22 protein-coding genes are annotated in these 24637 nt (G+C 72.9%); 16 read left to right on the top strand and 6 right to left on the bottom strand.

Going from position 1 to position 24637, the window contains the following annotated elements; all coding sequences use genetic code 11:
- The first annotated feature begins 180 nt into the window (after positions 1–180).
- Complete coding sequence (locus tag ACR9ZK_RS03100) at positions 181–1677, top strand: S8 family serine peptidase (protein ID WP_481340152.1); 1497 nt, start codon at positions 181–183, stop codon at positions 1675–1677.
- Between the two features lie 45 nt (positions 1678–1722).
- Here ACR9ZK_RS03100 and ACR9ZK_RS03095 read toward each other — a convergent pair whose 3' ends face one another.
- Positions 1723–1923: a hypothetical protein gene (locus ACR9ZK_RS03095; protein ID WP_481340149.1), complete on the bottom strand. Its 201-nt coding sequence runs from the start codon at positions 1921–1923 to the stop codon at positions 1723–1725.
- 230 nt (positions 1924–2153) lie between these two features.
- Here ACR9ZK_RS03095 and ACR9ZK_RS03090 point away from each other — a divergent pair, with 230 nt between their 5' ends.
- Entirely contained in the window at positions 2154–3077 is a 924-nt protein-coding gene (locus ACR9ZK_RS03090; protein WP_481340147.1) for a universal stress protein, read from the top strand.
- 20 nt (positions 3078–3097) lie between these two features.
- Here ACR9ZK_RS03090 and ACR9ZK_RS03085 read toward each other — a convergent pair whose 3' ends face one another.
- From ACR9ZK_RS03085 to ACR9ZK_RS03065, 5 genes are all read right to left on the bottom strand, one after another.
- Positions 3098–4102: a hypothetical protein gene (locus tag ACR9ZK_RS03085; RefSeq protein WP_481340144.1), complete on the bottom strand. Its 1005-nt coding sequence runs from the start codon at positions 4100–4102 to the stop codon at positions 3098–3100.
- A gap of 136 nt (positions 4103–4238) precedes the next feature.
- Positions 4239–4682 (bottom strand): SRPBCC domain-containing protein, encoded by a 444-nt coding sequence (locus tag ACR9ZK_RS03080; RefSeq protein ID WP_481340141.1) that lies wholly within the window; start codon positions 4680–4682, stop codon positions 4239–4241.
- A gap of 146 nt (positions 4683–4828) precedes the next feature.
- Positions 4829–7249 (bottom strand): Tex family protein, encoded by a 2421-nt coding sequence (locus ACR9ZK_RS03075; protein WP_481340138.1) that lies wholly within the window; start codon positions 7247–7249, stop codon positions 4829–4831.
- A 140-nt stretch (positions 7250–7389) separates the two neighbouring features.
- Entirely contained in the window at positions 7390–8160 is a 771-nt protein-coding gene (locus tag ACR9ZK_RS03070) for a FadR/GntR family transcriptional regulator (protein WP_481340135.1), read from the bottom strand.
- Complete coding sequence (locus ACR9ZK_RS03065) at positions 8153–9604, bottom strand: amidase (protein ID WP_481340131.1); 1452 nt, start codon at positions 9602–9604, stop codon at positions 8153–8155. The genes ACR9ZK_RS03070 and ACR9ZK_RS03065 overlap by 8 nt, the downstream gene beginning before the upstream one ends.
- Before the next feature lie 212 nt (positions 9605–9816).
- Here ACR9ZK_RS03065 and ACR9ZK_RS03060 point away from each other — a divergent pair, with 212 nt between their 5' ends.
- The 14 genes from ACR9ZK_RS03060 to ACR9ZK_RS02995 all read left to right on the top strand — a co-directional run.
- A complete protein-coding gene (locus ACR9ZK_RS03060; RefSeq protein WP_481340128.1) occupies positions 9817–10872 on the top strand; it encodes an isocitrate/isopropylmalate dehydrogenase family protein in 1056 nt (351 codons plus the stop codon).
- Positions 10869–12410 (top strand): ABC transporter substrate-binding protein, encoded by a 1542-nt coding sequence (locus ACR9ZK_RS03055; RefSeq protein ID WP_481340124.1) that lies wholly within the window; start codon positions 10869–10871, stop codon positions 12408–12410. Before ACR9ZK_RS03060 ends, ACR9ZK_RS03055 begins: the two co-directional genes overlap by 4 nt.
- Before the next feature lie 30 nt (positions 12411–12440).
- On the top strand, positions 12441–13391 hold the full coding sequence (locus tag ACR9ZK_RS03050) for an ABC transporter permease (protein WP_481340119.1): 951 nt from the start codon (positions 12441–12443) through the stop codon (positions 13389–13391).
- Positions 13388–14299 carry an ABC transporter permease gene (locus tag ACR9ZK_RS03045; protein ID WP_481340116.1) on the top strand — a complete coding sequence of 304 codons (912 nt, stop codon included), beginning with the start codon at positions 13388–13390 and terminating at the stop codon, positions 14297–14299. Before ACR9ZK_RS03050 ends, ACR9ZK_RS03045 begins: the two co-directional genes overlap by 4 nt.
- Positions 14296–15321, top strand: a complete 1026-nt coding sequence (locus ACR9ZK_RS03040; RefSeq protein ID WP_481340113.1) for an ABC transporter ATP-binding protein — start codon at positions 14296–14298, stop codon at positions 15319–15321. The genes ACR9ZK_RS03045 and ACR9ZK_RS03040 overlap by 4 nt, the downstream gene beginning before the upstream one ends.
- Positions 15318–16145: an ATP-binding cassette domain-containing protein gene (locus ACR9ZK_RS03035; protein WP_481340110.1), complete on the top strand. Its 828-nt coding sequence runs from the start codon at positions 15318–15320 to the stop codon at positions 16143–16145. The genes ACR9ZK_RS03040 and ACR9ZK_RS03035 overlap by 4 nt, the downstream gene beginning before the upstream one ends.
- Entirely contained in the window at positions 16142–17665 is a 1524-nt protein-coding gene (locus ACR9ZK_RS03030; protein ID WP_481340107.1) for an aldehyde dehydrogenase family protein, read from the top strand. Before ACR9ZK_RS03035 ends, ACR9ZK_RS03030 begins: the two co-directional genes overlap by 4 nt.
- Complete coding sequence (locus ACR9ZK_RS03025) at positions 17662–18471, top strand: SDR family NAD(P)-dependent oxidoreductase (RefSeq protein ID WP_481340102.1); 810 nt, start codon at positions 17662–17664, stop codon at positions 18469–18471. The genes ACR9ZK_RS03030 and ACR9ZK_RS03025 overlap by 4 nt, the downstream gene beginning before the upstream one ends.
- A gap of 76 nt (positions 18472–18547) precedes the next feature.
- A complete protein-coding gene (locus ACR9ZK_RS03020; protein WP_481340098.1) occupies positions 18548–18964 on the top strand; it encodes a hypothetical protein in 417 nt (138 codons plus the stop codon).
- 95 nt (positions 18965–19059) lie between these two features.
- Complete coding sequence (locus ACR9ZK_RS03015; protein WP_481340094.1) at positions 19060–19341, top strand: hypothetical protein; 282 nt, start codon at positions 19060–19062, stop codon at positions 19339–19341.
- Entirely contained in the window at positions 19338–19688 is a 351-nt protein-coding gene (arfC, locus tag ACR9ZK_RS03010) for a channel accessory protein ArfC (RefSeq protein WP_481340091.1), read from the top strand. Before ACR9ZK_RS03015 ends, arfC begins: the two co-directional genes overlap by 4 nt.
- Before the next feature lie 193 nt (positions 19689–19881).
- Positions 19882–22695 carry an McrB family protein gene (locus ACR9ZK_RS03005; protein WP_481340089.1) on the top strand — a complete coding sequence of 938 codons (2814 nt, stop codon included), beginning with the start codon at positions 19882–19884 and terminating at the stop codon, positions 22693–22695.
- Positions 22696–22711: 16 nt separating this feature from the next.
- Positions 22712–23944: an McrC family protein gene (locus tag ACR9ZK_RS03000; RefSeq protein ID WP_481340086.1), complete on the top strand. Its 1233-nt coding sequence runs from the start codon at positions 22712–22714 to the stop codon at positions 23942–23944.
- A 126-nt stretch (positions 23945–24070) separates the two neighbouring features.
- A partial coding sequence (locus tag ACR9ZK_RS02995; protein ID WP_481340083.1) for a DoxX family protein occupies positions 24071–24637 on the top strand: 567 nt, incomplete at its 3' end.

Below are 24637 nucleotides of genomic sequence, written 5' to 3'. Positions count from 1 at the left end.
GTGCGCCCGGCTCGCCGGGAAGCGGTCGACGGCGGGGACCCGGCGGGTCTAGCGTCGGCAGCGGGCCGCCGACGTGGACGGCCCGACGACGGAGCGCGCCGCGCGTGGCCGTCGTGGAAGTGAGGACCCATGTCCGCAGACACTTCTCGGGGACGTTCTCGTTCGCTCACCGCCGCGTCCGTGGTCGCGGCCGGAGCTCTCGCCCTGTCGGGCCTCGCACCCCTCGTCGTCGCGTCCGGCGCGTCCGCCGCGGACACGTCGACGAGCGGAGCCTCCACCTACCTCGTCGTCTACTCCCAGGGCGCCTCGCTGACCGGTGCGTCGCGCTCGGTGACCGCCGCCGGCGGCCGCGTCGTCTCGTCGTGGCCCGCGATCTCGGTCGTCGTCGCGTCGTCCTCCTCCTCGTCGTTCGCGCAGTCGATGCGTGCCGTCAAGGGCGTCGAGGGAGTCTCTGCCACAGTGAAGTTCGCCACACGAGTCGACGACGCCTCAGGCGCCGACGCGACGCAGTCGGCCACCGACGCCGCTCCGACGGCGCCCACCGGCGACACCTTGTCCGGACTCCAGTGGGACATGGACCAGATCCACGCCCCGGCGGCGCACGCCGTGTCGACCGGCAACCGCTCGGTCCTCGTCGGTGACATCGACACCGGCCTCGACTGGACCCACCCCGACCTCGCCGCCAACGTCGACGACGCCGCCAGCGTCAACTGCGTCGGCGGTGCACCCGTGCCCGGCAAGGTGGCCGCGGCCGACGACAACGGCCACGGCACGCACACCGCGGGCACCATCGCGGCGGCCGCCAACGGCATCGGCATCGTCGGCGTGGCTCCGAGCGTCCGGATCGCCGGCATCAAGGCCGGCAACGCCGACGGGTTCTTCTTCCCCGAGGCGGTCGTCTGCGCCTTCATGTGGGCCGGCGACCACGGCGTCGCGGTGACGAACAACAGCTACTTCGCCGACCCGTGGCTGTTCAACTGCAAGAACGACCCCACGCAGCGCGCCATCTGGACAGCCGAGGAGCGTGCCCTCAGGTACGCGCAGAACAGGGGCGTTCTCGTCGTCGCCGCCGAGGGCAACCAGGCCGACGACCTGTCGCACCCGACGTTCGACCAGACGAGCCCGGACGACACGACGCCGGTCACCCGGGAGGTCACCAACGCCTGCGCCGTCTTCCCGACCGAGGCACCCGGCGTCGTCGGCGTCACCGCGACGGGCAACCTGCACCTCAAGTCGTTCTACTCCTCGTTCGGCATCTCGACCGCCGACGTCGCGGCGCCCGGCGGCGACTCCATCCTGCAGCTCACGGCGGCCGCACCCAACGGTCGCGTGCTGTCGACCTGGCCGGCCGCGCTGCTGACGTCCACCTGCCTGGCTTCCCGACGCGTCGTCGACCCGAGCGGCGCCACGTACTGCTACCAGCAGGGCACGTCGATGGCTGCACCGCACGTCACCGGGGTCGCCGCGCTCGTCGCATCCGTGACGGGCAAGCGCACCGGAGCGCTGTCCGCGGCGGTGGAGGACGCCACCAACCCGATCGCGTGCCCGACCGACACGTCCGCCTATGCGTTCTTCCCGGGTCTGGACTCCGGGGCGCCGCAGACGTGCGAGGGCACCTTGACCCAGAACAGCTGGTACGGCGCAGGGGAGGTGGACGCCGCCAAGGCCGTCGGCTGACGGCTGTCGTCGCTCACCGGGGTGGGGCGAGAGTCGGCTCCGGCGTCAGGCGCGGTCCTCCTCGGCGAGGTCCGGGGCGTCGTCGTCCTCGTCGAACTCGACCTCCTGCTCCTGCTCGAGCAGGTCGGCCTCGGCGGCGTGCGCCGTCGCGTCGTCGGGGTGGTCGCCCACGGGCGCGTACTCCTCCTCGGGCTCGGCCTCTTCGGGCTCGAACTCGTCGGGGCGGGGCTCCGGTTCGATGCTCATGCCTCCGTGATACCCCATGCCGCCCGGGGCGGCGACACCCCGGGCGGTACGCGGTGCGCGCGGGGGAGGTGTCTCCACGGGGACGTGCGGCACGCGTCCGTCGCCCTGGACCGTGTTCCACACCTCACATGTCCTGCGGGCCACAGGGGAGCGCCCGGCGCGCCCGCACGCGGGACGATGGAGGTGGCTGGAGCGACGGCCCCGGCCCCGACCCAGGGAGGGGTGCTTCCATGAACGACCAGGCCAACGAAGCCCGCGGCGTCGTCGTCGGCTACGACGGGTCGCCGAGCGCGCGGCTCGCGCTCGAGTGGGCCGCCGAGACGGCCCGCCGGCTCGCAACCCGACTCACGATCCTGCACACCATCAGTCTGTCGATGGTGCCGGCCTTCCCGGCGGTCGACGTGTCGCAGGTCGAGCCGATGCTCGAGCAGGCGGCCAAGAAGCTCGTCGACGAGGGGGCCGAACACGCCTCCGACGTCCTCGAGGCAGCCCACATCGACACGCAGTACCAGCTGGGCAGCCCGGCCGGGCAGCTCGTCGAGGCCTCCCGTGACGCCGAGCTGCTCGTCGTCGGCAGCCGTGGCCACGGTCGCCTGCGGGCAGGGATCCTCGGCTCCACCTCCTACGCCCTCGTCGCACACGCGCACTGTCCCGTCGTCGTCGTCCGGAGCCCGGGGGAGCAGGAGGGCGCCACCGTGGCGCAGGCCGTGCGGCCCGGACCCGACCACGCCGTCGTCGTCGGCGTCGACGACTCCGACGCGTCGCAGCGGGCGCTCGACGCGGCCGCCGCCTGGGCCGCGCGCGAGCACGCCGCGCTGCACGTCGTCCGCGTCGCCCACTCCGCCTCGATGGAGGCGTGGGCGTACGCCGAGACGGCCAAGGCCGGCACGGACGACACGCACGCGACCCGCGAGCACGCCGAGCAGACGGTGACCCGGCTCGCGGACCGCGCCCGCGCCGACCACCCGCAGCTCGACGTCACGACCGAGGTGCTCTACGGCGACCCCGGGCAGACCCTTGCCGACCTCACCGTCCATGCGGGACTGGTCGTCGTCGGCTCGCGTGGCCACGGCGGGTTCACCGGCCTGCTCCTCGGTTCGGTGAGCCACCGGGTCATCCACGAGGCGGCCTGCCCGGTGCTCGTCGTGCGCTGACCCACGCGCTCCTCAGCCCGTCACCACACGAGACCGCGCAACGTGCTCGTGGAGGCCCAGTGCAGGTTCTTGATCCGGTTGTCGGCGGTGGTCCAGGGCCAGGCGCCGTCGAAGTAGTCGGCGCCACCCTCGAAGGACAGGTAGGCCCGGCCGGCGTAGTCGACGAGCTCCTGCGACAGGACCGGGGCGCGGAAGCAGCGGTAGCGCACGCTCTCGATGCTCTGGGTCTTCGTGTAGCCGCGGCGCACGACGTAGATGTTGCTGCGGTTGTTGCGCCCCGACGACGTGCTGAAGACGTACGTGTCGTTCTGCACGAGCAGGCCCTGCGACTTCATCGGCACCTGGAGCGGGCCCCACGACGTGTCGAGCGACAGGCCTCCGGTCGAGGTGATCGTGTACCGGCGCATGACGTTGCGGCTGTCCTCGTCGAAGAGGCCGCCGTAGAGCTTGCCGCCGTAGATGTCGAAGAAGCTGACGCCGCTGACCCTGAGCGACGTGCCGCCGCCGAGGGACTGGATGCCGGCGCTGCGGAAGCTGGACCGGACGGCGGCCAGGCTGTAGCGCCGGATGGTGCTCGTGTCCTGCTGGACGTACAGCCAGCCCCGGTAGGTCTTGAGGCCGCCGACGTGGGCGCCCTTGGGCAGGTAGGCGGCCCCGCGCACGGTGCCGCCCGGGGTCACGCCGTAGACGAGGGAGGCGTGGTCGTTCTCGTCCTCGTGGTGCATGCCGACGAGGAAGAGGTCCTCGGTGCCGCCGTTCCAGTCCTCCCACATGCCAAGGCCCTGGGGGACGTAGCTCGACAGGTAGTGGTCGATGCCGACGCCGTTGTGGAAGGTCGTGTTGTACGTGCGGCTCGAGTCGTCGCCGGGATAGAACTTCGTGCCACCGGTGGCGGTGTCACAGGTGATGGCGGCGCTCGCCTGCGGCAGCGTCGGCACCGAGCCCTGCGGCGCGGCGACGACCGCAGCCCCGGCGGCGACGGCGAGCACGGCGCCGGTGGCGGCGCGTCGGATCCTGCGGATCATGGGGTCCCCTGTCTGTGTCGTGCCGTCTGGCTGACGGACACGCGCACGCTAGCGGGCAGCGGCGACACGCGACATGGGGAGCGGTACCCATGCTGGAGGGCAGGTCCGCCCAGCCGAGAGCGCCGTGGACCCGGGGTCAGCCCTGCAGGGATGCGCCGAACCGGTGGAGCGCGTCGTCCCAGCGCCGTTTGTCGCCGGCTCCGTCCTCGGCGATGCCCTCGCCCTCGTGGAACAGGTCGAGGCGCGTGCCCGAACCCTCGGGCCGCAGCTGGAGGTCGACGATGCTGAGCGGCCCGTCGGCGTGCGGGTGCCAGGACACGCGGATCTGCTCCATCGGGTGCCAGCTGCGCACGACGCCGTGGGGGCCCTCGTCGCTGTGCCACGACTCACCCTTGCTGCCGAGTCTGACGCCCGGGCCGAGAAGCGCCTCGGTGCCGCGTCCGTTGACCAGGTGCAGCCAGACCTGCTCGACCGAGTGGTCGAACGAGGCACTGGTGTGGACCCCGGCGAGGGACTGGTCGGGCTCGGCGTCCTCCACCGGCGCGGTGACGGGCTCGGCTGCGCTGCCTGCACTGCTCATGGGCACCTCCGTGTGCCTTCGACTGGCTACGACCCGGCCCCGGACGGGCCGGACCCATCGTGGGTCCAGTCGACCAGAGGTGGGCGCCGACGACAAGGCCCCGGACGGACCCGGTCCGCCCGAGGCAGGAACCGGCCCGCGGCCCCTCAGCCGGTCCAGCCGGCGCGCCGCAGCGCGTCGGCCACGGCGCCGTTCGCGGGCGTGTCACGCCGGTCGCGCCGGCCCGCCCCCGGCTGCTGAGCAGGCTGGCTCGGCCCGGCTCCCGCCGAGCGGCCGCCCTGGCGCTGACCGCCCTGGCGCTGACCACCCTGACGCTGACCACCCTGACGCTGACCACCATCGGCGCGGCCACTGCGCGTCGTGGGCCGCTCACCGGACGCCGGCACCTCGTCGTCGAGGCGCAGCGTCAGCGAGATCCGCTTGCGGGGGACGTCCACGTCGAGCACCTTGACCATGACGACGTCACCGGGCTTGACCACCTCGCGCGGGTCGCGGACGAACTGCCTGGACAGCGCCGACACGTGCGCCAGCCCGTCCTGGTGGACGCCGACGTCGATGAAGGCGCCGAAGGCGGCGACGTTGGTCACCACCCCCTCGAGCGTCATGCCGGGCCGTAGGTCCTTGACCTCCTCGACGCCCTCCTTGAACGTCGCGGTGCGGAACGAGGGGCGCGGGTCGCGGCCGGGCTTGTCGAGCTCGCCGATGATGTCGGTGACCGTCGGCAGGCCGAACCTGTCGTCGACGAAGTCCTCGGCGCGGATCCGGCCGAGCGCCGCGGTGTTGCCGATGAGGTCGGTCAGCTCGGCTCCGGTGGCCTCGAGCATCCGTCGCACGACGGGGTAGGCCTCGGGGTGCACGGCGGAGGCGTCGAGCGGGTCGTCCCCGCCGGCGATCCGGAGGAACCCGGCCGCCTGCTCGAACGCCTTGGGCCCGAGCCGGGGGACGTCCTTGAGCGCGGACCGGGTGCGGAACGGGCCGTGCGCGTCGCGGTGGGCGACGATCCCCTCGGCGAGCGAGCCGGTGATGCCGGACACGCGGGTCAGCAGCGGAGCCGACGCGGTGTTGACGTCGACCCCGACGGCATTGACGCAGTCCTCGACGACCGCGTCGAGCGAGCGGGAGAGCGCCACCTGCGAGACGTCGTGCTGGTACTGGCCGACGCCGATCGACCTCGGGTCGATCTTGACGAGCTCGGCGAGCGGGTCCTGCAGGCGCCGGGCGATCGACACGGCGCCGCGCAGCGACACGTCCATGCCCGGCAGCTCCGCCGAGGCGAACGCCGACGCCGAGTAGACCGACGCACCCGCCTCCGACACGACGGCGGTCGTCAGTCCCAGCTCGGGGTGGCGCCTGACGAGGTCGGCCGCGAGGCGGTCGGTCTCGCGCGAGGCGGTGCCGTTGCCGATCGCGACGAGCTCGACGCCGTGCGCCTCGGCGAGACGGGCCAGGGTCTCGACCGACTGGTCCCACCGGTTCTGCGGCACGTGCGGGTGGATGACGTCGGTGGCCAGGACGCGTCCGGTGGCGTCGACGACGGCGACCTTGACGCCGGTGCGGAAGCCCGGGTCCAGACCCATCGTGGCGCGGGCGCCCGCCGGGGCCGCGAGCAGCAGGTCGCGCAGGTTCGCGGCGAAGACGCGGACGGCCTCCTCCTCGGCCGCCCGGCGCAGCTGCATCCGGGCGTCGACGCCGAGGTGCACGACGATCTTGGTGCGCCACGCCCAGCGCACCGTGTCGGCCAGCCACTGGTCGGCCGCGCGGCCGCGGTTCTCGATCCCGAAGCGGCGGGCGATGGCCCGTTCGAACTCGCTCGGCCCCGGCTCGGCGTCGGCGGACGGGTCGGTGGGGCTCACCTCGAGGGTCAGCACGTCCTCCTTCTCGCCGCGGAACATGGCCAGGATGCGGTGCGAGGGAAGTCTGTGCAGGGGCTCGTCGAACGCGAAGTAGTCGGCGAACTTCGCGCCGTCCTCCTCCTTGCCGCTGCGCACGCGTGCGACGAGGTGGCCCTTGGCCCAGACCCGCCGGCGCAGGTCGCCGATGAGGTCGGCATCCTCGGCGAACCGCTCGACGAGGATCGAGCGCGCGCCGTCGAGCGCCGCCGTGGCGTCGGCGACCTCCTTGTCGGCGTCGGCGAAACCGGTCGCCGCAGAGGCGGGGTCGGTGTCGGGGGATGCCAGGAGGAGGTCCGCGAGCGGCTCGAGACCGGCCTCGCGGGCGATCTGTGCCCTGGTGCGCCGCTTCGGCTTGAACGGCAGGTAGATGTCCTCGAGCCGGGCCTTGGTCTCGGCGGCGAGGATGCGGGCACGGAGCGCGTCGTCGAGCCTGCCCTGCTCGTCGATGGAGGCGAGCACGGCGGCGCGGCGGTCCTCGAGGTCGCGCAGGTAGGTGAGGCGCTCCTCGAGCGAGCGCAGCTGCGCGTCGTCGAGGCCACCGGTGACCTCCTTGCGGTAGCGGGCCACGAACGGCACGGTCGAGCCGCCGTCGAGCAGCCCCACCGCCGCGGTGACCTGGCTCTCACGAACCTCGAGCTCCTCGGCGATCCGCCGCTCGATCGACTGCACACTCACCGGTCACGCACTCCTTGTCGACGACGCATGGAGCCACGCATTCTGCCCGGTCCCGAGCCGACGCGGTACGCCGCCCCGCCGGGGGTGCCGCCGGGGTGCCGGCGGCACCCCGACGGGGTGCCGGCGCGGTCCGGATCGGGTCAGTGGTCGAGGAGGGCCCGGAGGGTCGCGCGCTCGCCTGCCGGCACGTAGCCGGCGTAGTAGTCGTAGAGGCTGTGCAGCGACGCGTGGGCCGCCCGCTCGCCGTCGCCGGCGCGGATCGCGTCGAGCACCTGCTCGTGGTGGCCGAGCGAGCGCTTCATGAGCGCCTTGCTGTTGCGGGCGTGGGCGATCTTGTCCGAGATGAGGGACAGCACCGTGTCGCGCACGACGGCGTTGCACACCTGGATGAGCGTGTTGCCGCTGGCGCGGGCGATGGCCTCGTGGAAGGCGAAGTCGGCCTCGCTGAAGGAGGTGTAGCCGCCCTCCACGGCCTCGCGCATCTGCCCGATCGCGGCCTCCATCTCGGCCAGCTGCTCGTCGGTGCGCAGCGTCGCGGCGAGCCGGTTGGCCGTCGAGTCGAGCATCATCCGCGACACGAGCAGCTGGGACAGCGTCAGCCCGTCGGCCCGGGCCAGGCGGCGCATCTGCTTGGTCAACTGTCCCGAGGTGACGGGCAGGATCTCCGGGCCGTTGGGGTCGCCGGGGCGGGACCGGACGACGCCGTTGCTCTCGAGGACGCGCAGCGCCTCGCGCACGGTCGCGCGGCTCGTGCCGAACTGGAGGACGAGCTCGCGCTCGCTCGGCAGGCGCTGGCCGGGCAGCAGCTCGCCCCGTCCGACGGCCTCCTCCACCTGCTCGACGATGCGTTCGTAGAGCCGCACCGGCCGCACCTGCTCGAACGCGCGCGTGCCCGCGCCGCCCTCAGGCACCGGAGCGGCCCGTCGCCGGGACGGCTTCGGGGATCGGCCACCGTGGCGTCGCCTCCGGCCCGCGTCGCTGCTCGTACCAGGCTGCCACGCGCAGGACGCCCACGTCGTCCCAGCGGCGTCCGGCCACCTGCACGCCGACGGTCCGCCCGTCGGCGGTGAAGCCGCAGTTGACCGTGGCGGCGGGCTGGCCCGACATGTTGTACGGCGCCGTGTAGCCGATGTGGGCCATGCCCTGGTCGTCGTCGCCCCACGGCATCGGCCACTCGGCGGGGAAGGCGGCCATCGGGGCGACCGGCGACAGGACGACGTCGAAGCGCTCGGTCGCGGCGACGGTGGCCTGCTGGATGGCCATGATGCTCGTGTAGTCGCGCATCACCGTGCGGCCGTCGACGTCGGCCACGGCCGCGACCCACCGCTGGATGAACGGCAGGACGCGTCGGCGGCCCTCGGGGGGCAGGGCCTCGTGGTCGACGAGGGAGCGGACCCGCCAGAACTGGTCGAGGTCGGCGAGCATCCGCGGCGTCAGGAACGGCTCGACCGGCTCCACGCGGGCCCCGGCGTCGGCGAAGACGGCGGCCGCCTGCTCGACGGCGGCGCGGACCTCGGGATCCAGCGGCAGCCCGCACCCCGCGTCGAGGTGCAGCCCGACGCTCAGGCTCGACGCGTCGAGGGGCGCCGTCGACAGGTCGAGGGCGAGGTCGGTCGGCGGCAGGGCCGTCCAGTCGCGGCCGTCGTACCGGCCGATGACCGACAGCAGGAGCGCGATGTCGTCGACCGAACGGGCCATCGGCCCGGCGACCCGGCCCAGGTAGGGGTTGTCGAGCGGCACGCGTCCGGCACTGGGCTTGAGGGTGGCGAGACCGAGCCAGGTGCCCGGCAGGCGGATCGAGCCGCCGATGTCGGTGCCGACGTGCAGCGGGCCGTAGCCGCCGGCCGCGGCCGCACCCGCCCCAGAGCTCGAGCCGCCGGTCGTCAGGGTCGGGTCCCACGGGGAGCGGGTGATGCCGTGCAGGCTCGAGACCCCCGAGCTGAGCATGCCCCAGTCCGGCATGACGGTGGAGCCGAGGACGACGCCGCCCGACTCGTCGATGCGCTCGACGACCGGGGAGCTGCGCTCGGGCACGACCGGGGTCACCCCGGCGTTGCCGGCCGGCATCGGGACCCCCGCCCGGGCCAGGTTCTCCTTGACGGTGACCGGGACGCCGTCGATCGGACCGGCGGGCCGGCCCGAACGCCAGCGGGCCTCGCTCTCGGCGGCCGCGCGCTCCGCGGCGTCGAGGTCCTGCACCCAGAACGCGTTGAGCTCGGGTTCGCGCGCCTCGACGACCGCACGGACGTCGCGCAGCACCTCGACCGGCGAGAGGTCTCCGGAGCGGTAGGACGCGACCAGCTGTGTCGCCGTGAGTGCTGCGGGACGGGTTTGCGCTGCAGGCGGATTCACCATCGAGGTCCTCCAGTGCGGGCGGTGGGCCGGGCCGCGTTCGGCCCTTCGGCCGGACGGACGAACCCTTGACATCGGGCTCGATGAGAGCAACCGTACCTCTCAACGCAGAAAAGTCCACTGGTCAGACCAGTGCACGAACAGCGTCGAAGAACCACCGAGCTGCCGGGTCGGCGTGGACCCGGCACGGCCACGGACGGAGTGCCAGCAGACCCATGACGGTGCGACTTGCAGTGATCCCCGGCGACGGCGTCGGGCCCGAGGTCGTCGCGGCCACGGTGCCCGTGCTCGACGCCGCGCTCGCGGCCCAGGGCGAGACGCTCGAGACGACCGAGCTCGACTGGGGCGGTGAGCGGTTCCTGCGCGAAGGGGCCGCGATGCCTGCCGACGCCGCCGAGCGCGTCCGGGCCCACGACGCCGTGCTGTTCGGCGCGGTGGGCCGGCCCGACGTCCCCGACCACGAGCTCGTCTGGGGTCTCATCATCGGCCTGCGCCAGCAGCTCGACCTCGCCGTCAACCTGCGTCCCGTCCGTGCCTTCGCGGGCGTGCCGAGCCGCGTCCGGGACGTCGAGGGCGTCGACCTCGTCATCGTCCGCGAGAACACCGAGGGCGAGTACGTCGGCGCCGGCGGCGTCGCCCACGCCGGCACCGGGCACGACCTCGGCATCGAGGTGGCCGTCCACTCCCGCCGCGTCATCGAGCGAGCCGCCGAGCACGCGTTCACGCTCGCCGGCCGGCGTACCGGGCGCCTCGCCCTCGTGACGAAGTCCAACGCCATGCGGCACGGCTACCCGCTGTGGGACGCCGTGGTCCGGGAGGTGGCGCAGCGCCACCCCGACGTCGAGCTCGAGGTGGTCCTCGTCGACGCCATGGCCGCGCGCATGGTCCAGGACCCCCGTTCGCTCGACGTCCTCCTCGCCGGCAACCTCTTCGGTGACATCCTCAGCGACCTCGCCGCGGTCCTCGCCGGCGGCATGGGGATGGCGCCGAGCGCCAACGTGCTGCCCGGCGGCGACGTACCCGGCATCTACGAGCCGGTCCACGGCTCGGCACCGGACATCGCCGGACGCGGCATCGCCAACCCGACGGCCTGCATCCTGTCGGGGGCCCTCCTGCTCGACGACCTCGGGCACGGCGCGGCGGCCACCGCGGTGCGCGACGCCCTCGCTGCGACCCTCTCAGACCCCACCCACCACACCCCCGACCTCGGCGGAACGGCGAGCACGTCAGCGCTCGGCGCCGCGGTCCTGCACGAGATGGAGACACGATGAAGGACTCCCGCATCGGCACGGCTGCGGCCGGCGTCCTGCTCCTCACCCTCACCGCCGCCTGCTCGGCCGGCGCCGGGTCCTCCGGCGGGTCCAGCGGCGGAGCGGGCGGCTCCGGCGGCTCGGGAGGCTCCGGCGACAAGAGCCTGACCGTCGGCCTCGTCGCCGAGCCGGCCAGCCTCGACTTCACGACGAAGGATGGCGCGGCCATCCCGCAGGCCCTGCTCGACAACGTCTACGAGACCCTCGTCAAGGTGGACCAGAACGGTGACCTCAAGCCCGAGCTCGCCACCTCGTGGAAGGTCTCGGACGACCGCAAGACGTACACGTTCGACCTCGTGCCCAACGCGACCTTCTCCGACGGCGAGAAGTTCACCGCCAAGGACGCCGTCTTCTCGATCAACCGGGTCAAGAAGGACTGGACCATCTCGCTCAAGTCCGCTATGGACGTCGTCGCCGACGCCAAGGCGCTCAGCGACACCCAGCTGCAGGTGACCCTCACCAAGCCGAGCAACAACTGGCTCTACAAGATGTCGACGCGGGTCGGCGCGATGATGACCGAGAAGGGCGTCGCCGACCTCGCCAACAAGCCCGTCGGCACCGGTCCGTACACGTTCGGCACGTGGAAGCGCGGCGACTCGATCACGCTCAAGGCCAACCCGTCGTACTGGGGCACGAAGCCCTTCTTCTCGGACGTCACGCTCAAGTACTTCAAGGACCCGACGGCGCTCAACAACGCGCTGCTGACCGGGACCATCGACGTCATCGGGACCGTCCAGGCACCCGAGTCGCTGGCCCAGTTCCAGAACAACCCGAAGTACGAGATCGTCGAGGGCACGACCAACGGCGAGGTGCTGCTGTCGTTCAACAACGGCAAGGCGCCGTTCAACCAGCTCAAGGTCCGCCAGGCCGCCCGGTACGCCATCGACCACAAGGCCCTCATGGACACGTGCTGGGCCGGGCGAGGCACGCTCATCGGCAGCATGGTCCCGCCCACCGACCCGTGGTACGAGGACCTCACCGGCCTGTACCCGCACAACCTCGACAAGGCCAAGGCGCTCGTCGCCGAGACGGGCGTCGGCAAGACGCCGGTGCGCCTGCGCATCCCGACGCTGCCCTACGCCGTCTCCTGCGGGCAGGTCGTCAAGAGCATGCTCGAGCAGGCCGGCTTCCAGGTCACCCTCGACCAGCTCGAGTTCCCGGCCGTGTGGCTGAGCACCGTGTTCACCGACGCCGACTACGACATGTCGATCGTCGCCCACGTCGAGCCGCGCGACCTGCCGGCCGTCTTCGGTGACCCGAAGTACTACACGCGCTACGACAACAAGCAGCTGCAGGCCGACCTCGCGGCGGCGGACGCCGGCACGCCGGAGGAGCAGGTGACGCTCATGAAGAAGGCGGCACGCGAGCTGTCGGAGGACGCCGCCGGCGACTTCCTCTTCCTGCTGCCGAACCTCATGGTCGCCGAGAAGGGCATCACCGGGCTGCCGAAGAACGCCATCACCGAGTCGTTCGACCTGCGCGACCTCGCGCGCTCCTGACCGCACCGAACCGATCGGACACCCACACCGATGCTGCTCCAGGTCGTCCGCCGCACCGCGATCCTCCTCGCGAGCCTCGTGGTCAGCTCCGTGCTCGTCTTCGCCTTCATGGTGCTGCTGCCGGGCGACCCGGCGCGCGTCGCCCTCGGCGTCAACGCGTCGGAGCAGGCGGTCGCCCAGCTGCGTGGCGAGTTCGGCCTCGACCGGCCGCTCGCCACGCAGTACCTGTCGTGGGTCGGGGGCCTGGTCCGGTTCGACCTCGGCACGAGCTACGTGTCCCGGGCCGCGATCGCCCCGCAGATCCTCGACCGGCTCCAGGTGACGCTGTGGCTCGTCGTCTGCGCCATGGTCGTCGCGCTCGTGCTCGCGCTGCCGCTCGGCACCCTCATGGCGATGCGGCACCGGCGACCGAGCGGGATCGTCCTGTCGGCGCTCTCGCAGGTCGGCGTCGCCGTGCCCGCGTTCCTCATGGGCATCCTGCTCATCACCGTCTTCGCGGTGAAGCTGCAGTGGCTCCCGGCCAACGGGTGGACGCCCCCGAACGAGGATCCGTCGATGTTCCTGCGCCAGCTGGTCCTGCCGGTGCTCTCGCTCGGGATCGTCCAGGGTGCCGTCCTCACCCGCTACGTGCGAAGCGCCGTGCTCGACGTGCAGCGCGAGGACTACATCCGCACGGCGCGGGCCAAGGGCCTGGGCCCGACGCGGGCCCTGTGGCGCCACGGGTTCCGCAACGCGGCGATCCCGGTCGTCACGGTCCTCGCGCTGCAGCTGGCGACGCTGCTCATCGGCGCCGTCGTCGTCGAGCGGGTGTTCGTCATCCCCGGCCTCGGCAGCCTCCTGCTCGACCAGGTCTCCAACCGCGACCTCATCTTCGTCCAGGACATCGTCATGCTGCTCGTCGTCGCCGTCCTGGTCGTCAACTTCCTCGTCGACCTGCTGTACCTCGTCATCGACCCGAGACTCAAGGTGGGCGCCCGATGAGCACCGAGACCGTCCGTCCCGACCCCGCGGGCCTGAACCCGGACACCTTCCGCGCCGAGCCCGGCATCGTGGCCGCGGGCCCGCGCCGACGGCGCCCGGGCGCCAGCTTCCTCGTCGGTGGTGCCCTCGTCGGCCTCGTCGTGCTCATGGCCCTCGTGTCGTTCGTGTGGACGCCGCACGACCCGACCTTCGTCGACGCGTCCGCCCGGCTTCGCTCGGTCGGTGATCCCGAATACCTGCTCGGCACGGACAAGCTCGGCCGGGACGTCCTGAGCCAGGTGCTCGTCGGCGCCCGGACGACGCTGTTCGTCGGGGTCGTCGCGGTCGGTGTCGCGGGGCTCGTCGGGGTGCCGCTCGGCATCGTCGCCGCCATGGCGCCGCGCGGCCTCGGTGAGACGCTGATGCGGGGCATGGACCTGCTGCTCGCCTTCCCGGCCCTGCTGCTCGCCATCATGTTCGGTGCGGTCTACGGGGGCAGCACGCTCGTGGCCATGGTCGCCATCGGCATCGCCTCGGTGCCGAGCTTCGTGCGACTCGTGCGCAGCGGCGCCCTGCAGGTGCTCCGCACCGAGTACGTCCTCGCGGCCCGTTCGGCCGGACGTGGTGCGTGGGCCATCGGCCTGCGACACGTCCTGCCGAACGTCAGCGGCCTCGTCATCGTCCAGGCCTCGGTCTCCTTCGCCATCGCCGTGCTGGCCGAGGCGGCGCTGTCGTTCCTCGGCTACGGCACGCCGCCGCCCACGCCGTCGTGGGGCCGGATGCTCCAGGAGAGCCAGGAGCTGCTCTTCTCCGCGCCGCGGCTGGCGTTCGTGCCCGGCGCCGCCATCGCCCTCGCCGTCCTCGGCTTCAACCTGCTCGGCGACGGCCTGCGCGACCACTTCGACCCGCGACTGGAGGACCGCCGATGAGCGCCGTCGCCGCGCGTCCGCGGGACGCGGTCTCCCCGAGCACCCGCGTGCTCGACGTCGAGGGGCTCGACGTCCGCATCGGACGTCACCACCTGCTCCACGACGTCTCGTTCACCATCGACCGGGGCGAGCGCGTCGGCCTCATCGGCGAGTCCGGGTCGGGCAAGTCACTGACGAGCCTGGCCCTGCTCGGGCTCCTCCCGGAGGATGCCCGCGTCGGAGGCTCGGTGCGCCTCGCCGGCGTCGACGCCGACCTCGTGTCCGCGAGCGAGGGGCAGTGGAAGCGGGTGAGGGGCGGCGAGGTCGCGATGGTCTTCCAGGAGCCGATGACCGCCCTCAACCCGACGATGCGCGTCGGTGACCAGGTGGCAGAGGCCATCACGCTGCACCGCGACCGCACGGGTGCCCCGACCGACCGCAGGGCCGTGCGCGCCCGCGTCGTCGAGCTGCTCGACCAGGTGGGCCTGCCGGACCCCGCCGACGCCGCCCGCGCCTACCCGCACCAGCTCTCCGGCGGCCAGCGGCAGCGCGTCGTCGTCGCGATCGCCCTCGCCAACGACCCGGCCCTGCTCGTCTGCGACGAGCCGACGACCGCCCTCGACGTCACCGTGCAGGCGCGCGTCCTCGACCTCGTCGTCCGGGGTGTCGCGGCCCGCGACGCCGCCCTGCTCTTCATCACCCACGACCTTGCCGTGGTCGCCACGGTGTGCGAGCGCGTCCTCGTCATGTACGGGGGTCGCGTCGTCGAGGCGGGTCCGGTCCAGGAGGTGTTCCGGCGACCGCGGCACCGCTACACGGAGGGGCTGCTCGCCGCGTCCGACCTCGACGCCGCGGACGCCGAGGGGCGCCTGCCGACGATCCCCGGCTCCGTGCCCGCGGCCGGCACCTTCCCGGACGGCTGCGTGTTCCGCAACCGCTGCGCCCACGCGACGCAGGTCTGTGCGACCGTGCCGCCGTGGACCGGTCCCGACGCCGGCCACGGGTACGCGTGCTTCCACCCGGCGGGGGAGGAGGCCCGATGACCGCGGCGATGAGCGTCACGGACCTGCGGCGCGACTATCGGCGACCACGGACCTCCTTGCGGCACAAGGGTCCGGTGGTCGAGGCGCTCAAGGGCGTCTCCTTCGAGGTCGAGCGCGGCGAGCGGTTCGGCATCGTCGGCGAGTCCGGGTGCGGCAAGTCGACGCTGATGCGCCTCCTCGCCGCCCTCGACCGGCCGACGAGCGGCGAGATCCGCGTCGAGGGGATGGAGGTGACCGGCCGGCGGGAGCGAGACCTCGGCTTCCTCCGCTCCAGCCTCCAGCTCGTCTTCCAGGACCCCATGGGCTCACTCGACCCGCGTATGAGGGTGCGCGACATCATCGCCGAACCCCTTGTCGCACAGGGCCTCCCGGACCGTGACGCCCGTGTGGCCGAGCTGCTCGACGCCGTCGGGCTGCCGTCCCAGGCGGCGAATCGCTACCCCCACCAGTTCTCCGGGGGCCAGCGCCAACGCATCTCCATCGCCCGGGCGCTGGCGCCCCGGCCCTCGATCCTGCTGGCCGACGAGCCGGTCAGTGCCCTCGACGTCTCGGTCCGGGCCCAGGTGCTCAACCTCATCGGCGACCTCGTCTCCGACCTCGACCTCACCCTCGTGTTCGTCTCGCACGACCTGTCCGTCGTGCGACACCTGTGCGACCGCGTCGCCGTCATGAGCGGCGGCGAGATCGTCGAGACGGGCCCGACGACGCAGATCTTCGACGACCCGCAGCACCCCTACACCCAGCGCCTCCTCCGGGCGGCGCCCAGCATGCGCCGCGCCCTCGACGGGGCCGGCGCCTCCGACCTCCTGGGAGACCCTCGGTGACGACCACGTACACGCCGGACCACCCCGCCGGCCTGCCCCTCGGCGACGACTGGACCGACCCCGGCACGACCGCCCCGGTCTGCTTCCCGTACACCGGCGAGCTCGTGGCGCAGGCCCCGGTCGGCACGGCCGAGCATGCACGACAGGCGATCTCGGTGGCGCACGAGCTGCGCGGCACCGTGGCCGCCCTCCCCTCGCACGTGCGGCGCGCCGCCCTGACCGAGGCGCACCGCCGGCTCCTCGAGCGGCGCGACGACCTCGAGCGGCTCCTCGTCCTCGAGACCGGCAAGCCCCTCGTCGACTGCCGCGTCGAGGTCGACCGCACGCTGCTGACCCTCGTCACGGCCGCCGAGGAGGTCGCGCGCCTCCACGGCGAGACGGTGCCCCTCGACCTGCTGCCGAGTGGTGAGGGCCTCGTCGGGTTCTGGGTCCGCAAGCCGGTCGGGGTCGTCGTCGGCATCGCCGGCTACAACTACCCGCTGCTGCTCGCCGTCCACAAGCTCGCGCCGGCCCTGGCGGCGGGGTGCCCGGTCGTCGTCAAGCCGGCCCCGCAGACGCCGCTCGCGACGCTGTGGCTGGTCCACGCCGTCCGCGAGGCGCTCGCGGCAGCCGGTGGGCCGCGCGGTGCCGTCCAGCTCGTGACCGGCGGTGTCGACGTCGGGGTGGCGCTGACGACGGACCCCCGTGTCGCGGCCGTCTCCTTCACCGGCTCCGCCGCGGTCGGCCACCGCATCGCCCGGGACGCAGCCCCGACGAAGGTCCTGCTCGAGCTCGGCTCGAACGCGGCCCTCGTCGTCGCGGCCGACGCCGACGTCGAGGCCGCGGCGGACGCCGTCGTGCGAGGCGGCTACTACGCGTCCGGGCAGGCGTGCATCAGCGTCCAGCGCGTCGTCGTCGTCGAGCCGGCCCGCGAGGGGTTCCTCGCCGCCCTCTCGCGACGCATCGGCGACGTCGTCGTCGGCGACCCCCGCGACGCGTCGACCCGCGTGTCGGCCCTCATCGACGCCGCGTCGACGGAGCGCGTGCGCTCCTGGGTCGCCGCCGCGGTCGAGGCGGGCGGCACCCTGGTGCACGGCGGCGACGTGGTCGACGGGATCATGCAGCCGACCGTCCTCGCTGACGTCCCCGACGGCGAGAACGCCTGGGACGAGGAGGTGTTCGGACCGGTCGTCGTCGTGCGCACCGTTCCCGACCTGGAGGCGGCGGTCGAGACCGTCAACCGGTCCCGCTACGGGCTGCACGCGAGCGTCTACACCGAGTCGCTCGGTGCGGCCTTCGCCGCGATCGACCGCATCGAGACCGGCGGTGTCGTCGTCAACGAGGTGCCCGGCTTCCGCTCCGACGTCATGCCCTACGGCGGCGTCAAGGACAGCGGCGTCGGCCGTGAGGGGCCGCGCTTCGCCATCGAGGAGCTGACGGTGACGCGGATGGCGATCATCCGGCCGTCGGCCACGGGCAGGGTCTCGAGCACGGCCACGGGCACCGGCACGAGCACGGCTCCGGCGGGAGGACCCCGGTGAGCGCCGCGGTCACGTCGCAGGAGCGTCCCGACTACGCCCGGCTCTTCCGCCTCGACGACCGCCGCGCCGTCGTCGTCGGTGCCGGCAGCGGCATCGGCCGCGAGAGCGCGCTGGCCCTCGCCGCCCACGGCGCCCAGGTCGTGTGCGCCGACCGCGACCTCGAGGCCGCGGCCGAGACCGTCGCGATCGGCGCCCGGACCGGCGCCACGCTGGAGGCCTACGCGCTCGACGTCACCGACGCCGCCGCCGTGGCCCGGGCCGCCGACGAGCTCGGCGCGGTCGACGTCCTCGTCTTCACGGCCGCCACGAACGTCCGCAAGCGGGTCCTCGACTACACGGCGGAGGAGTTCGACCGCGTCGTGGGGCTCAACCTGCGGGCCTCCTTCGACCTCGTCCGCGCCTTCGGCCGGGGGATGGCCGAGCGCGGCCGCGGCAGCATCGTCGGGTTCAGCTCGATCCGGGCCGTCACCGTCGAGCCCGGCCAGGGCGTCTACGCCGCGACGAAGGCCGGGCTCGTGCAGCTGCTGCGCGCGGCTGCCGTCGAGCTCGGGCGGCAGGGTGTGCGCGTCAACGCCATCGCGCCCGGCATCGTCGACACCCCCCTGACCGCGCAGATCCGTGCGGTGCCCGAGTGGGCCGACGCGTACGCCGACAAGAGTGCGCTCGGACGCTGGTCGCGACCCGACGAGCTCGTCGGTGCCGTCGTGTACCTCGCGTCCGAGGCGTCCTCGTTCGTCACCGGCAGCCAGCTGTTCGTCGACGGCGGGTGGACCGTCATCGACGGCCGGTACACGCCCCCGAGCTGACTCCCGCCCGTCCGGCCGGGGCGGGCCTGTGGATGACGACCGACGACTGTCACCGGTGGCGGGGATGCTCGTCCCCATGCGCTTCGAGGACCTGCCCAGGGACTGGGCCCAACGACCCGTCACGGACCCCGACGTGTTCGAGGGCGTCGCCGACCTCATCGCCACCGAGCGGTCGAGGTCCGACGGCGCCGCATACGTCCTGCTCTGCCATCCCAACGGACGCCTCCTGCAACCGGTGCGCCTGCCCGAGGGCACGGAGGCGCCGGAGGTGCTGCGGCGGTTCCTGACCGAGCTGACCAGGCACGAGGTCCACGACGTCGCCCTCGTGCTCGCCCGTCCGGGGGCCCCGGACGCCACCCCCGGCGACCGCCGACGGCGCGACGCCTTCGAGGCCGCGTGCCGTGACGCGGGGGTCCGGCTGCACGCCGTCGCGGTCGCCGGGCGCGACGACGTCCGGGCGATCCCGCCCGAGAGCGGCTGCGCGGCCGCCTGAGCCGGGTGGTGGCGTGGTGCCGCGCCCCGGGTACCGTCACGGTGAGACGCCCGGCCGGGCCGGCCGGGTACGAACGGCGCGTGGGCGGAGGATCGATGGCCGGGCAGCAGGACGGCACGCGGGTGACCCGGGCCTACCGCAGTGAGGTCGGCGGCACGTGGTGGGCGGCGCTGGTCGTCGTGACGGTCGTCCTCGGCCTGCTCGGACGGCCCTCCGCCGGTTTCTGGAGCCCGTTCCTGTGGAGCGTCGTCGGCTTCGTCGTCGGCTCGCTCGTCGCGATCGCGGTCTCGGCGGCCCGCGTGCCCGCTCGTTCGGCGGACGAGGCCTTCGCCGACGTGTCATCCGCCGGCCACTCACGAGGGCAGGCGCGGCCGTGAAGTGGCTGCTCGCGCTCGTCGCGTTCCTCCTGGGCGGCGGCCTGACCTGGGTGCTCACCGTGCACCGGGTGACACGGGTTCTGCCCGACACCAGCGGTGAGGCCGCGGTGGGCGGCGACGAGGCGCACGAGGCCGGTGAGGCGGCAGAGGACGAGGACGGGTCGGCCTTCGGGGGACCGTCCTCGGAGGAGAGCTCGGGCGAGGCCGGGGCGCGCTGGATGCCCGACGCCGAGGACGAGGACGCGTTGCTGAGGCGTGCCGCGCACCGCGACGACCCGGCCGGGAGGCCTCCGGGGCCGCCCGGGGAGGCCGCCGCCGGCGGCGCGGGCACGCGTCCGTCCGCCTGAGGCCGGGGCACGGCGCGTCACCGATCCGCACCAGCCGGGGCACGAAGGCGGCGTGATCCGAAGGTCAGCCGATCGGCAGGGCCGCGAGTTCGGAGCAGCGACGACCGACAGGTAACCTTTTGCGCGGTCCTGTGCGCACCTCCACACGCGCAGTCACTACGACGCCCGAGCAGAGGGCGTGCAAGGGAGCCTGATGACACGCACCGACACCGTCGACGTCAAGCGATGGCGCGCCAAGTACACGCTCATCGAGCGTGCGGCCGAGGCCGACAAGGACGCCCAGGCCCTCTTCACGGAGCTCGACGCCGAGCGGGCGGCTCGGAACGGGGAGCTGCGAGAGATCCTCGCCGACCTCGTCGCGAGCAGCGACCTCGTCGCCTTCAAGGAGGCGATGAACCAGTGGGCCCGCAAGGACGGCCCCTACGTCGGCTTCGGCCCGGTCGGGGGGCCGTGGCTCGCCACGCTCGCGCGGCGCGCGGACGAGGAGCACGCCGAGGTCGTCGGGCTGCTCAAGCTGACGCTGCAGACGCCCGCCTCGCCCCAGGACGCCGGCGACAAGCTCCAGGCGATCGAGGCCTTCCTGGCTCGCGGGGGCTCTCGCGGGCACCGGGCTCCCAGCCCGGCCCAGACCGCGTACGTCCTGTCCCTCTTCTGGTCCACCGACGACGGCGGCGCCTGGCCGCACATGTGGGAGAACGCGCCCCACATGCTCCAGCGCCTCGGGTGGCTCGAGCGCGGCCTCAGCCACGCCGAGCGGTACGTCGCCTTCGCGGACCTCTGCTCGGCCCTGCGCCCCGAGGACCCGCGCTACGCGGCCCGCATCCTCTGGTACTTCAAGGAGACCGAGGCGTTCGTCGGGATCGCGCCGAAGATCCTCGACGTCTGCGTCGAGGCCGCCGAGCTGGCGGCCGAGTTCCGCCCGGCCACCGGCTACCCGAGCGCCCGGCACGAGGAGCGCGCCGCCGACCTCGCCCGGCAGCTGCGCGGTGAGGCCGACCACGTCTCCGACAGCCTCATCGAGCGGCTCTCGGCCGAGACGGGGCTCTACCTCGAGGCCCCGACGCTCGCGCTCCAGCAGCACGCGGGCGAGGACTCGGCCTACCGTTCCGACCTCTACGCGTCGTGGATCCTCGTGGGCGGGGCCGGCGCCCCCGGCTTCCGGCTCTGGGTCACGCCGTCGGGCGTCGCGTTCGGCCTGCACGGCGGCTGGGAGGGCGAGGGCGAGCAGCAGCTCCGCGAGGTCGCCGGCCTCGTGCAGGAGCACCTGCCGCGGGGCCTGACATTCGTCCGCGTGCACGAGGACGGCCGGCCGGACCGGCTCGAGCCAGCGGGGCGCGAGTACGCCTCCGGCGAGGTGTTCGCGGGGCGCTGGTGGAAGGGCGACGAGGCCCTCGGCCGCGCCGACTTCGCCGACGACGTCGTCGCGACCGCTCGTTCCCTGACGCCGCTGCTGCGCTTCCTCAGCTCGAGCCAGCGCGGCGGCGTCGACGACCCGGAGCTCGAGCTCGCCGCCATGGTCGACCTCGACAGCGAGGCCGAGCTCTTCCGCACCGAGCGGCCCTACCCGAACGAGCGCGACGCGTGGCACCAGGAGCAGCGCCGCGTGTTCGCCGCGTGCCTCGGCAAGGAGGGCCTCGAGGACTTCGACCTGCCGACGTTCAAGCGCATCGTCTCGACGCGCGGGTACGGCGACATCGGCGCCCAGTCGGTGCTCATCAGCTCGATCAACGCCCTCGACGCCGCCGGCATCGACCAGCTGCGCCTCATGGTCCGCGAGCTGCTCTGGGGCGACGGGCGCGACGAGGAGCGGATCAACCGGGTCCTCGGCTCCGACGACCTGCCCGTCCAGGGATTCGGCGAGAGCGTCGTGCTCAAGCTGTTCGCCATCGCCCACCCGGAGCACTGGCTGCCGCTGTTCACCCTCGGCGGCGACTCGGGCAAGGTCGCGATGCTCAAGCGGCTCGGCGGCCCGGCGCGCTGGACCGAGGGCAAGTCGCGAGGCCGCACCCACGTCGAGACCAACGCCCTGCTCAAGCAGGTGCTCGACCCGCTCCTGCCCGACGACCCGTGGGGCCAGGCCCAGCTCGCCCACTGGTTCATGCGGCGCTCCGACAAGGCCCTGGTCCCCGACCACGACGCGATCGGCGAGGCCGCCCAGGAGCTGCTCATCGAGGAGTCGTTCCTCCGCGAGATCCGCGCCCTCCTCGAGGAGAAGAAGCAGGTCATCTTCTACGGGCCGCCCGGCACGGGCAAGACCTACCTCGCGCAGCGGTTCGCGGCGGCGCTGCAGCCCGACCCCGCCAAGCGCGACATCGTCCAGTTCCACCCGAGCAGCAGCTACGAGGACTTCTTCGAGGGCTTCCGGCCCCAGATCGACCACCAGGGCCAGATGGTCTACGAGCTGCGCAAGGGGCCGCTCGCGCTGCTCGCCGAGGCGGCCGAGGCCGACCCGCTGACGCCGCACATCATGATCATCGACGAGATCAACCGGGCCAACCTGCCGCGGGTCTTCGGTGAGCTGCTCTTCCTCCTCGAGTACCGCTCGCACTCGGTGAAGACGAGCTACCGACCCGACGAGGGGTTCGAGCTGCCGCCGAACCTCTACTTCATCGGCACGATGAACACCGCCGACCGCTCGATCGCCCTCGTCGACGCGGCCCTGCGCCGCCGGTTCGACTTCGTGCCCTTCATGCCGCACGACGGGCCGATGGAGGGACTGCTGCGCCGCTGGCTCGAGGCCAACGACGGGCCGGTGTGGGTGGCCGACCTCGTCGACCGGGTCAACGAGGACCTGCGCCGGGCCCTGAGGGGGCCGCACCTGCAGATCGGGCACAGCTACTTCATGCGTCCCGGGCTCGACGACGAGGCGGCGCTGCGCCGCATCTGGGACTACAACGTCTACCCGTTCATCGAGGACCAGCTCTACGGTCGCGAGCACGAGCTGGCCCAGTTCCGCTGGGAGAACGTCGTCGCCCGCTACGGCCAGCTCGACCTGAGCCGGCCGTGACGCGGGTGACCCGCCGATGACGATCGAGCTCCCCCCGATCCCCGAGCACGGACGCTCAGGGCCGGTCCGGCTCGACCGCGTGACCCGCGCCGCCCTCGTCACCGCGGCGGGGGAGCGGCTCGTCGTCCACGCCACCGCGGACCCCGACGTCGTGACGATCGGTGCCACGAGCTGGGTGGGTGCGCTCGCGGTGCCCGGGCTCGTCGTCCGCGTCATGCCGCGGGTGTCGGTGACCAACTTCTTCGCGATGCTCGGCGCCGGCGTCTCGCCCGACGCCTTCGACCACGAGCACGTGACGTGGAGCGACACCGACGAGCTCATCGACGGCGTCGCCTACTTCGCCATCCGCCTCATCGACACCGCGACGATGCGCGGACTGGTCCACGGCTACGTCGCTCGGGAGGAGCGCATGCGCACGATCCGCGGGCGCCTCCTCGTCGAGGAGTTCGCGCGCCGGCCGTGGAACGCCGCGGAGCCACAGTGCCGCTTCGACGACTTCACCAACGACATCCGCGAGAACCAGCTGTTCCGCTGCACCCTGCAGGCCATGCTCTCGTGGCCGCAGCTCGCCCCGCGGGTGCGGCGTGAGGCGCTGCGGGTCCTCGGCCGGTTCGAGGGCGTCAGCGACACCCCCGCGACGCTGCACGCGGTGCCGGTGCCGGTGACCCGTCTCAACGAGCACTACCACGACGCCATGCGCCTCTCGCGGCTCGTGCTGCAGGCGATGTCCCTGTCGCACCAGTCCGGTGACCAGCAGGCCAACAGCCTCATGGTCGACATGGACGACCTCTTCCGTCGGTGGATCGTCCAGGAGCTGGACCACCGGCTGGCCCCCGAGCTGCGCATCGAGACCGAGGCGGACGTGTGGCTCGACGAGGGTCGCGCCGTGACCATGGCGCCCGACCTCGTCGTGCGTCGGGGCACCGAGGTCGTGCTCGTCGGCGACGCGAAGTACTCGATGGGGGCCGACGGCTACCTCGTCTCGCGTGACTACGTCGACCTCGTGGCGTACACGACGGCGATGGGCCTGCCGACCGGCCTGCTCGTGCACTGCAACGCGACCCGCTCGCCGCAGTCGGAGATGGTCATCCGCAACGCGGGCACCCGCATCCTGTGCCGGCCCATCCGCCTCGACGGCAGCTACGCGGCGGTGTGCGCGTCGCTCGACGCCGTGGCGGACCTCGTCCGCGAGCTCGCCGACGACCCGGGTGAGCTCGAGGTGCCGACCCTGATCCGCACGCGCCGCTGAACGGCCGTTCGCGGCTGTTCCCGGGATCACACTCCTACGCCTTGTCGTAGATGGCCGCTACTACTACCGTTTGTAGTACCGACAGAGACGCTGCCGGAACACCTCGAAGTTCTGGAGTTGAGCACCATGGCCACCATCCACCGTGACACCCCCGTCAGCGGCGCATCGGGCACCGCCGGCACCCCGAGGCACGACCCGACCAAGGGTGTCGTCACGTTCCAGGAGGAGGTCGTCCGCTCGAACATCGCCCGCAAGCTGCTGGCCGGCCTGCGGCTCGTCCTCGGGTTCACCTTCCTCTGGCCCTTCTTCGACAAGCTCTTCGGCCTCGGCTACGCCACTCCTGCCGCAAAGGCGTGGATCAACGGCGGCACCCCGGCCCAGGGCTTCATGAAGCACGCGGAGGGCCCGTTCGCCGGGTTCTTCAAGAGCATCGCCGGCCCGTGGGCCGACTGGGTCTTCATGGCCGGCCTCCTCGGCATCGGCGTCGCCCTCATCGCCGGCGCAGGCCTGAAGATCGCGGCCTGGACCGGTGCAGTTCTCCTCGCCCTCATGTACCTGGCCGAGTTCCCGCTCGGGGCCACGGGCATGACCAACCCGCTCGTCGACAGCCACTGGATCGAGGCTCTGGGCATCGCCGTCCTCGCGGCGACCTACGCCTGTCTCTTATACACATCTGACGCTGCCGACGACGGA

This window comes from Monashia sp. HAY1-5C (genome assembly GCF_056755255.1).
The sequence above is the reverse complement of the archived record's forward strand: the minus strand, read 5'-3'. Positions and strand labels throughout refer to the sequence as shown.

What these genes read in the sequence shown, in the direction of transcription:
- ACR9ZK_RS03095 (WP_481340149.1), bottom strand. Translation starts at nt 1,923, where the DNA reads ATGAGCATCGAACCGGAGCCCCGCCCCGACGAGTTCGAGCCCGAAGAG.
- ACR9ZK_RS03020 (WP_481340098.1), top strand. Translation starts at nt 18,548, where the DNA reads ATGCGCTTCGAGGACCTGCCCAGGGACTGGGCCCAACGACCCGTCACG.
- ACR9ZK_RS03080 (WP_481340141.1), bottom strand. Translation starts at nt 4,682, where the DNA reads ATGAGCAGTGCAGGCAGCGCAGCCGAGCCCGTCACCGCGCCGGTGGAG.
- ACR9ZK_RS03055 (WP_481340124.1), top strand. Translation starts at nt 10,869, where the DNA reads ATGAAGGACTCCCGCATCGGCACGGCTGCGGCCGGCGTCCTGCTCCTC.
- ACR9ZK_RS03060 (WP_481340128.1), top strand. Translation starts at nt 9,817, where the DNA reads ATGACGGTGCGACTTGCAGTGATCCCCGGCGACGGCGTCGGGCCCGAG.
- ACR9ZK_RS03000 (WP_481340086.1), top strand. Translation starts at nt 22,712, where the DNA reads ATGACGATCGAGCTCCCCCCGATCCCCGAGCACGGACGCTCAGGGCCG.
- ACR9ZK_RS03085 (WP_481340144.1), bottom strand. Translation starts at nt 4,102, where the DNA reads ATGATCCGCAGGATCCGACGCGCCGCCACCGGCGCCGTGCTCGCCGTC.
- ACR9ZK_RS03005 (WP_481340089.1), top strand. Translation starts at nt 19,882, where the DNA reads ATGACACGCACCGACACCGTCGACGTCAAGCGATGGCGCGCCAAGTAC.
- ACR9ZK_RS03045 (WP_481340116.1), top strand. Translation starts at nt 13,388, where the DNA reads ATGAGCACCGAGACCGTCCGTCCCGACCCCGCGGGCCTGAACCCGGAC.
- ACR9ZK_RS03065 (WP_481340131.1), bottom strand. Translation starts at nt 9,604, where the DNA reads ATGGTGAATCCGCCTGCAGCGCAAACCCGTCCCGCAGCACTCACGGCG.
- ACR9ZK_RS03090 (WP_481340147.1), top strand. Translation starts at nt 2,154, where the DNA reads ATGAACGACCAGGCCAACGAAGCCCGCGGCGTCGTCGTCGGCTACGAC.
- ACR9ZK_RS03015 (WP_481340094.1), top strand. Translation starts at nt 19,060, where the DNA reads ATGGCCGGGCAGCAGGACGGCACGCGGGTGACCCGGGCCTACCGCAGT.
- ACR9ZK_RS03040 (WP_481340113.1), top strand. Translation starts at nt 14,296, where the DNA reads ATGAGCGCCGTCGCCGCGCGTCCGCGGGACGCGGTCTCCCCGAGCACC.
- ACR9ZK_RS03050 (WP_481340119.1), top strand. Translation starts at nt 12,441, where the DNA reads ATGCTGCTCCAGGTCGTCCGCCGCACCGCGATCCTCCTCGCGAGCCTC.
- ACR9ZK_RS03035 (WP_481340110.1), top strand. Translation starts at nt 15,318, where the DNA reads ATGACCGCGGCGATGAGCGTCACGGACCTGCGGCGCGACTATCGGCGA.